8 protein-coding genes and 1 pseudogene are annotated in these 13,009 nt (G+C 29.2%); all 9 read right to left on the bottom strand.

Annotation, left to right across the window (positions count from 1 at the left end):
• Window positions 1-168 precede the first annotated feature (168 nt).
• Window positions 169-1,143, bottom strand: coding sequence for an RHS repeat domain-containing protein (locus tag CLSA_RS04105; protein ID WP_022744142.1), 975 nt, complete (start codon window positions 1,141-1,143; stop codon window positions 169-171).
• Window positions 1,144-1,302: 159 nt separating this feature from the next.
• Window positions 1,303-1,647, bottom strand: a complete 345-nt coding sequence (locus CLSA_RS04100) for a hypothetical protein (RefSeq protein ID WP_022744141.1) — start codon at window positions 1,645-1,647, stop codon at window positions 1,303-1,305.
• A gap of 267 nt (window positions 1,648-1,914) precedes the next feature.
• Window positions 1,915-2,457 (bottom strand): DUF4303 domain-containing protein, encoded by a 543-nt coding sequence (locus CLSA_RS04095; protein WP_022744140.1) that lies wholly within the window; start codon window positions 2,455-2,457, stop codon window positions 1,915-1,917.
• Window positions 2,458-2,471: 14 nt separating this feature from the next.
• A complete protein-coding gene (locus tag CLSA_RS04090; RefSeq protein WP_022744139.1) occupies window positions 2,472-2,936 on the bottom strand; it encodes an AHH domain-containing protein in 465 nt (154 codons plus the stop codon).
• Between the two features lie 334 nt (window positions 2,937-3,270).
• Complete coding sequence (locus CLSA_RS23760) at window positions 3,271-3,567, bottom strand: hypothetical protein (protein WP_022744138.1); 297 nt, start codon at window positions 3,565-3,567, stop codon at window positions 3,271-3,273.
• 249 nt (window positions 3,568-3,816) lie between these two features.
• A pseudogene (locus tag CLSA_RS23755) lies at window positions 3,817-3,900 on the bottom strand (RHS repeat-associated core domain-containing protein); the annotation flags it as partial.
• Window positions 3,901-4,367: 467 nt separating this feature from the next.
• Complete coding sequence (locus CLSA_RS04080) at window positions 4,368-4,829, bottom strand: hypothetical protein (protein WP_022744136.1); 462 nt, start codon at window positions 4,827-4,829, stop codon at window positions 4,368-4,370.
• Window positions 4,830-5,002: 173 nt separating this feature from the next.
• Window positions 5,003-5,422 (bottom strand): hypothetical protein, encoded by a 420-nt coding sequence (locus CLSA_RS04075; protein ID WP_022744135.1) that lies wholly within the window; start codon window positions 5,420-5,422, stop codon window positions 5,003-5,005.
• A gap of 11 nt (window positions 5,423-5,433) precedes the next feature.
• The gene (locus CLSA_RS04070) at window positions 5,434-12,999 is read right to left on the bottom strand and encodes an RHS repeat-associated core domain-containing protein (protein ID WP_022744134.1); all 7,566 of its coding nucleotides are present in this window, start codon (window positions 12,997-12,999) and stop codon (window positions 5,434-5,436) included.
• Between the last annotated feature and the right edge of the window lie 10 nt (window positions 13,000-13,009).

Genomic DNA, 13,009 nt, shown 5'->3' with positions numbered 1-13,009 from the left:
ATAGTTTAACAAAAATGAAGTTTCATTTACAGTGAAAATTTTCTGAATTCGGTACACTTTTTAAATTACTAAAAATGCTACTGATCTTGATACCAAGTGGTCATGTTCAAGCATATTGAGCAGACCAATATGCTCTTGCTCAATTCTGAGTTATATCTAGATTAAATTTTAATGATTCTCCTTTTTCTTATAATGAATTTCTAAATCAATCTCAAAGTTTAATCTATCGCCTCTATAAGTATCTTCCTGAGTAAATCTAGCTATAACTGGATTATAAAATCTAGCTCTCAAATAATACTGTCCAGTAGCACCATCAAACTGCTGTCCAGTATAAGTTATCCTATTATGAACTTCTTCTTTTGACTCAAGCATACTACCAAAAGCATCATAATAATACTCGTTTTTAATTTGCTGATTTTTATCAGTAATAAATATCGTGCTACCTTGCTCATCAACAGTGTAATAGTGCCTACTTAATTTAAAGCCTACTTCTGAATTTAAATCTCCATCTGAATCTACAATATCAGCAGCAACAACCTCATATCCTCTAGTAAACCTAGAAACAACATTATAATCTTTATCAGTCTCAACTAAAACATTATCCTTATGGAAAATAAATTTAGTTAAATTTTCATTCTCTTCAATCTCAGCTCTTAGTCCTTCAGTATCATATCTACTTACTAAAGTATTTCCCTCTTTAGTTATAGCCTTTACTTGTTGATTTAAAGTATTATACTCAAAGATATTATTTCCAGTTGAAGTCTCTTCTTTTATTGTATTTCCTTGCTTATCATAAGTAAAATAATTTATGCCAAGATTATTGTGTAATTCCTTTAATTGGTTTTTTGCATTATAAATATACTTTTCAGTAATATCATTTGTAGTCTTAGTTAATCTACTTCCTACTTTATCATAAGTAAAACTCTCATGCCTATCATCATAACTTGAATCAACAATGCGGTTCATTGAATCATAACTATAGAAATTCTTATGATTCGAACTTGCTTTTTGAAGCCTGTTGCCCTTTAGGTCATAAGCGTAATTATAGTAAAACTTCACCACTTGAAGATATGTAACTAAGCTTCGTACATTGCCATCACCATCATAATGTAATTCGTGTACCTCAGACCAAGGCTTTGCCACTGACTTCCTTCAGATCCCACCTTGCGCTGGACACACTAAAAAGACTAACACTAAAATAATCGTTCAATGTTAGCCAGTCTTATTTATAAATTCAACTTAATTAATGTTAACATATTCTAACTAACTCTTTATTTTATATCTATTAATATGTCATATTTCCTATTCCTCAATATCTTCGACATAAGCTAAAAATAAGTCTTGTAACTCACCATCAGTATCAGTATCATCTAAATACAACTTTGGTTCAGCATCACCTCCACTAAGTGTACTACTTCCATCAATTATACCTAGCATATTGGAGATCGTATCTATCATTGTTTGTTGAATTATATTAATCAGAACCTCTCTATTTTCTTCTGATAAACTATTATACAGTTTTAATGATTTTTTCCAATACTCATCACTTGCCTTATCTATACTTGTATTATCGAATAGATTTTTATATAGATGTGTATTTTCTTCTACTATGCTTTTATAAATGCTTTTAATAAAAATTTCATTCATTTTGCTTCCTCACTTCTGGATAAAATTGGTTCACCAAACACTGATTAACCTCAGATGTTCTACGCTTAGCAGGGTAAGAAGAAAGTTCTTAATAAAGAACATATCTCCATTAAGACCTAATTTAATGAATTTCCCCAATCTCAATTCATGTGTAAAACTTATAGCTGTAGTGATATTTTCTGCTTTTGTAGTAATTACAAATTTACAACATTTGCTCACATCTAATTTAATCTTTCTTTAGGCAAATAATTTATTTCAACCAACAAACTATTCCTCTTCTGCAATTTCTTCAAGCCATTCATTAAGAGCTTCTCTAGGATTTAACCTTAATGCTCTTTCTGTATTGCTGTAGTCAGGCGGCATTACCTCAGCATTTATAACAATATTTAATCTTTGATTTCCAACACCAAATAAACCTTCTTTATCTAAATTTGCTATAGCCTTTTCCATAGAATTAAGTCGTATTTCATACTCATTCATATATTCTTCGTCATTAGTCAGTGACATTGGTATTCTGTTAAAGATTTCTTTAACTTCACCAAAATACTCTTCTCCATATGCAAAGTAAGGTGAATCAGCATAAGACCATTTCAAATAATATTTAGCGTCAATTGGATCTTTTTCATTTAAACTCATACGCTCTAAAGCTTCATATGACCAAGCTGATAATATTGGACAGTGAGCTCCTCCATCTGTGATAAGAGAACAATAGTAAAAACTTTCTTTATATTTACTAAATAAAGATTTGTATGCATTTCTAGTTGCATTTTCAATAGCTTTCACCATTTCTAAATCCACTTTTAATTTCATTTCAATTCCTCCAATTATTTCAAAGTTTCTCTACCTATTTTACGAATTTCTTTTCTTAACGCACTTCTAATAGCTTTTCTACCATAGTTTAAAGATGTCATATTATTAACAACTGATGTCAAACGAGTATTAACCATTTCATGGAATCCTGCTCTATGTGTTATATTGTGTGGACGTGGATGAGCTAAAGGTATTCCATTGGCTGCATCATTTATGTTTACCCCATACTTATCCAATATTTTTCTTGAATCAGCAACTTTTGCCCATTGTCTTTTTTCTTCTGTAGAAGCAACAATATGTGCAGCAACTTCGCCATTTCCAACTGGTCTACCTTCTCTTGATAAATTTCTAGAAAGTTCAGCTGAGTTCTGACCTGTTGTCCTTGTTACTTCGTCTGCAACATCACTTACTCCCGTTTTACCTTCAGCTCTCCTTTTATTAAACTTCTCTCTTAAATATTTCCCCCTTCCACTTCCCATTTTCTTTGCTTCATCATTATTAGGATGTCTCTAGGACACAATTATGATGTATTTGACTTGTTCAAAACTGTTGGTATTACTGAGTTTGATCACAAGGGCGTAGTTTTAGTCAAATTGCTTTATTACTATAATAGAAAAATCCAATAGACACTATTTCAGCATATATTGGATTCGTCCTTTATTTTTCTTGTATACAGTCTCACTGCATAATAATAATTATGCAGTGAGTATTTACTTATATTTATATATTAATACCATAGTTTAATTTTATATTAACTATAATAATATTATTTTGCATCTAGTTTTACCTTTATTTTTCAGTAAGATTATGCTATTACTCTTTTGGATAAAATGCCATTAGTTTTCCTTCTGGAAAATTTCCTTTCCATCCACATGACCATCCACTTGACTTATATACATTATACATTTTTTCAAATAACAAATCATTATCTCCATACATACCTCTACATATTAAGCAATCTGCTAAATCTGAATATACATCATAATATGATTCCTCATATTCTTTTCGTATATTTATTGTTTTTAACAACATTGATTTATATTTATTCATTACTTTATCAAAGCAACTATAATTTTCATTTTTATACTTCTCACTTTCCAGTCTTCCCATTTCTAGTTGCCTTAAATCTACCCAACTGTACCCAGCTTCATTTTCTATTTCATAATTTAAATTTTCATAAGCAAGATATTCTGCTTCTCCCGCGCCCTTATTAAACTTATTTCTTAAATATTCTCCTCTATTACCTTTAAATTCTCTAACTTCTTTATTATATTGATTTATTTTCGTGCTACATAAATATCCAGAAGGATCATAATACCTAACAGGATTATTCCCACAATAAGCATAAAGATTTAACCCATCGCCCCTATAAGTATCTTCCTGAATAAATCTACCTATAACTGGATTATAAAATCTAGCTCTTAAATAATATTGACCTGTAATTCCATCAAACTGTTGGTCAGTATAAGTTATTCTATTATGAACTTCTTTGACTCAAGCACACTACCAAAAGCATCAAAATAATAGTCATTTCTAATATTACAATATCCATCTGTAATTAAAGTAGTACTGCCCTGTTAATATAAAGTATAATACTACCTGTTTAATCTTGAGCTTAAGCTTATTTCATCACTTGACTCTGCAACATCAGCTACAACAACTTCATATCCTCTAGTAACCCTAGATATTACCTTAAAATCCTTATCCACCTCAACCAAAACATTGTTCTTTAAATTAATGGTTAGCCCTATTCAGATTTTCACCGATTATCATGTGCCCATACTGAGCACACTTAAAAAATAAACCCAGCAAATACTGGGTTTATTTAAGATTAAATTTATTCTCAATTGTATGCGTGTTTTTAACATAATGCTGACTACTTTAAAAACTTTATCTTATTAAATTGTATTTTATGTTGTTTCATCACTAATAATTTCAAATACTTTTTTACTCTTTATTCCATATCCATATACAGTACACCATGAAATATCATTTTTATCAAATTCAACATCATCTTCATATTCAAATTCATCAGAATATTCATATACTACACAGATATTGAACAATTCATCTCCATTTCTACTTACATATTCTTTTAACGGAAACTCTTTTTTAATCTTTGTAGCTGCTGGATAATACTTCAAATCATACACTATTATCTTTTTTCCACAACGACTACATTCAGCCACTACTGATGGATGTTCATCTGTATAAATCTTGAATATTTTATTTGTACATGAGCACTTAATCTCGTACGGGAATGTGTATTTGTCAAATTCATTAAAATCATCTATTTTATATTTGTCTCCATTGTCAATTGTCTCAATAAATCCTTCTACATGTTTTGGACATATTTTTTCTATAAAACTCACCTCTATATTTTAATACTTAAATACTAAATTTATAGCATTAGGATCAGCTTCACACATTGCTCTAACATGATGTACCTTAACGTTTTTCCTCTTAACTATATAATAATAATATTTTGTAGTTAACTTATTTCGAATTTTACGGTAAGTGTTATCTAATAAAACTAACACATATTCTATTGATGTAAAGATTTAAAATGATTAGCAAGTGATAATACCTCGCTGTCTAGGTTAGGAAATGCTATGACGTCATCCAACACTTTTATAAAATACATTTTTCTATCCCCTTGACAACCATTAATAATCCGGTTTAACATCCAAACAGTGTGTTGAGTTGGAAATCTTTTAAGAGAATCAACAAGCTTTTCTTCATATCCATTTTTATAAAATTTCTCTACAAAATGTACTAGTGGTCCTGGCTTCCCAAAATCAACACTTTTATTTTTTTCCATAATGATAAGAATCGATTGAATAGCTTCAAATGCATCTTCTCTTTCTTCTATTTCTTCTATAACATCATAAGCAATATCACTAAAATTATCACTTGAAACAGATTTTTCTAGCTTACTTATTAATTCATTTAATCCTTTTTCCATTTATTTCACTCCTATTTTAATGTATTTTTCATATGATCTAATGCCCTGTCAGTAATATCATTGACAATATCTTCTGGAATACCTGAATCACGTAGAATTTTAGAGTTATCCATAATATTATCTAATGGCTTTTGATTTGCAGCATCAAGACTTCTTTGTGCTGCATTTATAATTTTATGTTGCTCCCTATCTAATGCAATAACAGGATTATTCTTTGATGCTTCAGTAGATAATCTATTAGTAGCAAGGTCGTTAGCTTTTAAATTTGCATGCTGCCAGATTTCATGTCCTTCTAAATTATCTCCAACAACTGACCTATCAACAAAGTTTTTATAAGTAGTAATTTCATTTTGTTTAATAGGTACTTTAAACTTATTTCTTAAATATTCTCCTCTATTACCTTTAAATTCTCTAACTTCTTTATTATACTGATTTATTTTCGTACTACATAAATAACCACTAGGATCCCAATACCCAACAGGATTATTCCCACAATAAGCATAAAGATTTAGTCCATCGCCTCTATAAGTATCTTCCTGAGTAAATCTACCTATAACTGGATTATAAAATCTAGCTCTTAAATAATACTGTCCAGTAACACCATCAAACTGCTGCCCAGTATAAGTAATCCTATTATGAACCTGTTCTTTGCTGTTGAGAATATTTCCGAATGCATCGTACCAATACTCGTTTTTAACTTGTTGATCCTTGTCAGTAATAAATATAGTACTTCCTTGTTCATCTGTAGTATAAAAATACCTATTTAATTTAGATTCTATTTCTGGATTTGATTCTCCATCTAAATCTACAATATCAGCAGCAACAACCTCATGCCCTCTACTAAACCTAGAAATAACATTCCAATCTTTATCAGCTTCAACTAAAACATTATCCTTATGGAAAATAAATTTAGTTAACTTTTCATTTTCTTCAATCTCAGCTCTTAAACCTTCAGTATCATACCTACTAACTAAAGTACTTCCATCCTTAGTTATAGCCTTTACTTGTTGATTCAAAGTATTGTACTCAAAGATATTATTTCCATTTTGTGTTTCTTCTTTTATTGTATTTCCTTGCTTATCATAAGTAAAGTAATTTACACCAAAATTATCGTGTAATCCCTTTAATTGGTTTCTTACATTATAAGTATATTTTTCCACGACATTTACTGTCATGCCGTTTGCCATGTCACTTGTCGTTTTAGTTAATCTGTTTCCTACTTTATCATATGTGAAACTTTCGCATCGACCATCATATCTTGAATCAACAAGGCGATTCATTGAGTCATAACTATAGAAATTCTTATGTTTTGAACTTACCTTTTGAAGCCTGTTTCCATTCAAGTCATAGACATAGTTATAATCTACTAAAACTTCACCATTTGAAGATATTGTAACTAAGCTTTGTACATTGCCATCGCCATCATAAGTATAATCTGTCTTTAAGCCATTTCCAACAATAACAGATTTTATACTATCATTTTTATAATAATCATATGTTGCCAAAGTAACATTTTTATCATCTTGAATTAACTTAACTCTATCAGCTTCATCATAACTATAAATACTACTCTTTCCAGTTATATCTTTTATAGTTTTTATATTGTTATTCTTATCATAAGTATATCTTAAAAGTGTTCTTCCAGAAGCACTCTTAGTTTCAAGCATTCCTTCAATATTATAAGCATATTCATAATGCATATTTCCTGTATATGCATTCTTTAAAGTACCATCTGAATTATAGTTGAATCTTTGATCTACTACTTCTAGTTTATTTTTATTTGGATCTTCTGTTAGTTCTGTTTTTGAATTATTTTCGTTTAATTTAGTATTTTCTTGCTTTTCTTTTTTCTCTTTCTGTCTTTCTGTGAAGCTTCTTCTTCTATGTTTCTGGCTTAATGGAGTTGTTATAAAGCCTTCTTCATTGTTTATCTTTGCTTTCTCTAGTGCTTTTGTTCTAGCTTCTTCAGCTTTTTTTACTTCTAGTGATATTGATTCTTCATCAACTTGATAAGCTTTTACTGAAACTATATTTCTATCTAAATTATAAATTCTATCCACATGATTTTGATTTCTATCAACATGTTTTGTTAGATTTCCTTCATTATCATAATAGAAATATTCACTATTTCCTGCTTGATCTTTTATTTCACATACTTGACCTAAGCTGTTATAAATATATTCTATAGTTCCACCATTAGCATCCGTTGTACTTGTTATATTTCCTGCAAAGTCATAGGTATATTTTTCAACTCCGCCTTCTGGTGTTGTTATTTGAATTATTCTTCCCCAGTCATCTAAAATATAACTTGTTTCATTTCCATTACCATCTGTTATTCCTGTAATGTTTCCTCGTGCATCATATTTATAGCTTTGAGCTGGTTTATTTTCTTTTCTTGAGTTTGGAGTCACAATGTCTTTTATTTGCCCAAGCATTGTATAAGTGTATTCTACTTTATTATTTTCTCCATCTATTGAAGTTTTAAGATTTCCTTTTGGGTCATAAGTATTTTTAGTTATTGTTTCTCCTAAAGCATTTTTAACTTCAATAACTTGTCCCTTAATATTGTAATCATAAGTTGTTCCTAATCCATTATCCTTAGCTTCATCATATTGTTCTGGAAGTACTTGTTTTATGATTCTATCATTCTTATCATAAAATAGCCTTGTTGTATTTCCTGAGAAATTTATAAAATGGGTAAGTCTGTTTTGAGCATCGTAAGTATAGGTCTTTTGTTTTTCATCTTCCTTAAATCCAATTTTCTCAAATAACCTTTCATTTTCTTTTTTATTTTCATATCTCTCAGACCAATGTACCCTATAATCATTTTCACTTATATATTTACTTCTTATAAGCTTTGCTTCTTCTCCAGAATATTCGCTTATACTTGTTATATTATTAGATTTATCATACTTATAAACATAACTTCTAAAAATTCCATTAGCTTCATCTTTTTCATGTTGCTCTATAAGTCTATCCGCTTTATCATAAACTCTTCCAATTTCAAAGCCTTTTGGAGTTATTATTTTTGTTATATTTCCATTCTTATCATACTCATAGTTTGTTATAGCCCAAACATTTCTGCCCTTTGTTTCTGGTGCTACAAAACTTCCATTTATTTCTTCCTTATTTTGAATTAAATTTCCTACTTTATCATAAATATAATGAATTGCTTTTGTTGTTGAGTCATTAATCTTAAAGCTTTCAAAAGTCTTTTTATTTAAGCAGTCATATTTGTACCTTGCTTTCGCTCCATATTTATCTTTAACTTCTATAAGCCTGTTTTCTTTATCATATTTAAAATAAATTTCATGATAATTACCACAGATTCCTTTTTCAGATACTACTGCTGTTCCATGCTTTTCTAAAATTTTATTACTATTTTTATCATAATCATAGCAAGTTAAATTGTATCTAATATTTCCATAAATATCTTTTTCAACTGGAACTCTCTTTTCAATTAAATTACCAAGCAAATCATATTTAAATAAAATACCATTTCCTTCATTATCTATTTCTTTTATGATATTTCCATGAAGATCGTATCCAAAAGTCTTTTCTATAATTCCTTCTTCATTTATTATAGAACTTAATCTATTCATTGAATCATAGGTATAACTATAACCTAAACCATCATCAGTTTCTTGATTATAATATTCTGGACTTATATGCTTTATTACATTTCCATTAGCATCATAGAAGAATCTTTCTATTCCCCCATCAGGATATATAGTTTTTATCTTTTGATTATTTTGATCATAAACATATTCAATTCCAGGTCCATCATGAGTTTCATAACTATAATAATTTGGATTTATATCCTTTATTATATTTCCTTGAGTATCTCTTACGCTTTTCTCTACAATTCCAAGTGGATTTTTTATGCTTATAAGCCTATCCATATGATCATAGGTATATCTGTAACCTTCTTCTGACATACCTCCATTAAAACATGTATTTGGTGTATAAAGACTTATCAAATTACCCATGTTATCATAATTTTTTATTGTTACATTTCCATTTGCATCTTTAATTTTTGCCTCATAATTTAAATTGTTATATGAAAATTCTATTACTCCATAATCAGTTTTTATTTCTGTATTTCTGCCTACTTCATCATATTCATATTCATAAATATATCCACCATTAGTTATTACCCTTACTGGATCTTTTCCTTTTTTTGATTCTAAATTCCATGTATTAGAATATTCATATTTTGAATTATTTCCATTGCCATCTATTTTACTTAAAATTCTTCCATACGAATCATATTTATAACTTTCAGTTGTCCAATTTCCAACTGAAATCTTTGTTTTCTTCTCTAGTAAATTGCCCTCTCTATCATAGCTGCATAGAATTTCTTTTCCTTTATTATCAGCTTCTTTTATTAGGTTGTGATTTTCATCATAAGTGTATTCTGTTTTTAATCCATTTGGTAAAGACTCACTTAATAAATTACCAAATTCATCAAAAACCTTATGGACTTCAAATCCATTTCTATCTTTTATATAAGTCTTGTTTTGATAATCATCATATTTATATTCTTCTGTAGTTCCATCTTCATAAAATAAATGTGTTATTAACTTATCTTTATTGTGTCTATATACTTTTTTTATTTTACTTTGTCTAAAATAAAATGTACTTTCTTTTTCCCCATCATCATAATCTACTGTTAAAACATCACCATTTGGATATTCTTGTCTTATAACTCTTCCTTTTTTATCAAAGAAATTTTTAGTATAAGTATTTCCATTTTGATCTTTTATGCTGCTTATATAACCTTTATTATCATAGGTATATGTTGTAACTCCTTGATCTACATGGATAACGTCTGTTAAATAATGTCCATCATATTTATATTTAACCGTTCTACCCAATTCATCTTTTATTTCAATTACTTTTCCATCTTTATATGTGAAAAATAATTTATAATTTGAGAAAGTTGTTAAAGTTTCTATGTTTTCTCCAATATAAGTTAACGAAAGTTTATTATTATGATTATCAGTTATATCAATAAGTTTTCCTGAATTATTATACCTATATATTTTCTTTTCTTTAAAGCATTTAAATTTCCAATAGTCTCCCTCTCTCATTAATGAATAACTTTTTCTTCCACCTTTATCATTTATCCATTCATCATCAATTGGGTAAAAAGTTTCAATATGACCATCACTACAAAGTACATTAATTTTTCCATCTGCTATCTTAAGATAAGTTTCAAAATTATTTGTCCATCCTTTTCCAAGTAATCCTACTCTTTTATTGGTTGATTCATATTTTCTTTTTATCTCAAATTCTTCGTGTATATCAGGCAATACTATATCAGTAGCTGGAATATATAAACTTCCTGTTGCTGTATCAATTGGGTCTCCATCTGTACATTTGTTTTCATTATCAGTTTTAGTAGTAGATTTTTCTTCTTTTGTGTCCTTTTCGGCTGCCTTTTTACGTTCTTTTTCTGCTGAATCATTTGCTTTTTTCTCTCTTGTTTCTTTTGCTTCTTTCTCTGATTTTTTACTTACTTCTTTTGATTCCTCTTCTGCTACATCTTTTGTTTCTTTCTCTCCAGCTTCTTTTACGTCTTTTTTTGCTGCCCCTGCTACTTCTTTCTCTGCCTTCTGTGCTACCTCTTTTTCTCCTTTTTCAACAGCTTCTTTTGCTGCCTTCTCTGTTGCTTCTTTTGTTGTCTCCTCAATTACATCTTTGCCTTCTTTTTTCGCGACTCTTTTGGTTACCCGCTTCAGCCCAGTAAGCATTTTACTTACTTCTTTTTCACTTTTACTTGCTACCTTCGCTGCTTTACTAGCTATCTTCCCTACTTTACTGCCAGCTTTAAGTGCTTTACTTCCTACCTTCATTAATTTGCTTCCTACTTTGCTGGCCAATTTTCCAACTTTACATACTTTACCAAGAGGTCCTGCAACCATCCCTACTAACAATGCACCTCTACTAACTTGTTCTCCTGTAATTAAATCTTTTCCTGTTAATAATTCAATTCCACTTTTCACATTTCCAACAAACGGTATCATATCTAAGGCACATGATAATGCAGTAGGTCCTATTCCTGCACCTTCATCACTTTCACTGCTTTCTTCACTTTGTGCATTTTCATCGCTTGCTTCAGGTTCTTCTTCCTCATAAGGTGCAAAAGTTTCTGTGCAAGTTCCATTTTCATTAACTTTTCCTCCATGGTATTCCATTTCATTATGTAGAGAAATTCCGCCTTCTCCACCTTTTTTTTGAACAGTTAACTTTTGTTTTGCATTTATCTTAATATCGTTTTCTTCACTTTTTATTGAAACTTCATTTGGGCTAGTTATATTTATATTTTTATCGCTTTTTAATGTTACTCCTTCAGCATCATCAAAAGAAACTTTTAAACCTTCATTTCCACTACATGTAAAACTAAGCTTTCCTGGTAGTAGCGCTATCTGATTATTACTTTCGGTTGTATAGTACCTATTGTTTACATCTGAAAACTTTTCACAGCCACCTCCATTTTTTCTTACACATGCTGTAGCTATAGGCTCTCCTTTGCTATCATTTGGGAAATATAACACTGCATTTGTTCCAACTATAGGCATAGAATACATTACATTTCCTGTTGGTGGTGCAAACGTAAACCAATAAGCTTTATCTTCATTTTGTCCTTCATCTATGTCTAAGTGTATTTTTAGTCGCTGCTCTTTTACTGCAAGAACTTTTCCCTCAAGAGATATCCCCTGCATTTTAGGATTATAAATCTTCTCTTGCCAAATTCCTTTTTCTTTGCATAATCTATAATTATATATTAATTCACCTTTATCTAAACTTGCTGTATACTGATTAACATATAATTCTTTTTGCTTAAAATTAATTTTATCTCCTATATTTAATTTTTCACATTTCTTTATTTCATAATAAAAATAATCTGTATGGTTAAAATCCAATCCTAAAGTTTTTGCTTTGTGGTATTTTTTTAAATCTTTGCATACCCTATAATTAGTATTATCTTCAAATGTATAATTTTCTCCCAAAGTCCTGCCAAAATAAAACATATTACTAAAATTCATTGTGTCACAAATAAGTTCTATTCCTAACTCACTTGCTATTCTTTTTAAAAATTCATAATCTGTTTCTTTATATTGAAATAATGGCTTTCCTATTTTCTTTTGCTTGTCCATGCATTGTGTATAGCCTAAACGTAAACTTTCATATTCTTTAAGTATTTCTTTTATTAACTCATCATATGTCATTTCAACATCTTGAAATGATCTGCTTTTCTCTTCAATATCTAAAGTAAAGCTTGATGTTGCTGCTTCTATTTCTAAATAATAAATTCCATTTATATTAGTTGTTCTTATATCTTGTATTAATCCATTAAATATTATTGATTTTTCATCATTTTCTATTTCTTCATAAATACATATTTTATCTTCTGTGGAAGCTTCAATAGAATATTTAACATTTATACTATCATCTATGAGACATTTAATATATAAATAACCATGTTCATTAGGTCTGCATTTAATTTCAATGTCTTCTATCGTAAGTATTTCATAGGGACAGTCTACTTTTAATTTGTGAATTGCTTCCATTATCTTCTCC

The sequence above is a fragment of the Clostridium saccharobutylicum DSM 13864 genome, from assembly GCF_000473995.1.
GTDB lineage: Bacteria > Bacillota > Clostridia > Clostridiales > Clostridiaceae > Clostridium > Clostridium saccharobutylicum.
This window is presented reverse-complemented; position numbering and strand designations above follow the sequence as displayed.

Bases quoted from the DNA above. Each gene is read 5' to 3' on its own strand.
- CLSA_RS04090 (WP_022744139.1), bottom strand. From the start codon at position 2,936: ATGGGAAGTGGAAGGGGGAAATATTTAAGAGAGAAGTTTAATAAAAGG.
- CLSA_RS23760 (WP_022744138.1), bottom strand. From the start codon at position 3,567: ATGGGAAGACTGGAAAGTGAGAAGTATAAAAATGAAAATTATAGTTGC.
- CLSA_RS04100 (WP_022744141.1), bottom strand. From the start codon at position 1,647: ATGAATGAAATTTTTATTAAAAGCATTTATAAAAGCATAGTAGAAGAA.
- CLSA_RS04095 (WP_022744140.1), bottom strand. From the start codon at position 2,457: ATGAAATTAAAAGTGGATTTAGAAATGGTGAAAGCTATTGAAAATGCA.
- CLSA_RS04075 (WP_022744135.1), bottom strand. From the start codon at position 5,422: ATGGAAAAAGGATTAAATGAATTAATAAGTAAGCTAGAAAAATCTGTT.
- CLSA_RS04070 (WP_022744134.1), bottom strand. From the start codon at position 12,999: ATGGAAGCAATTCACAAATTAAAAGTAGACTGTCCCTATGAAATACTT.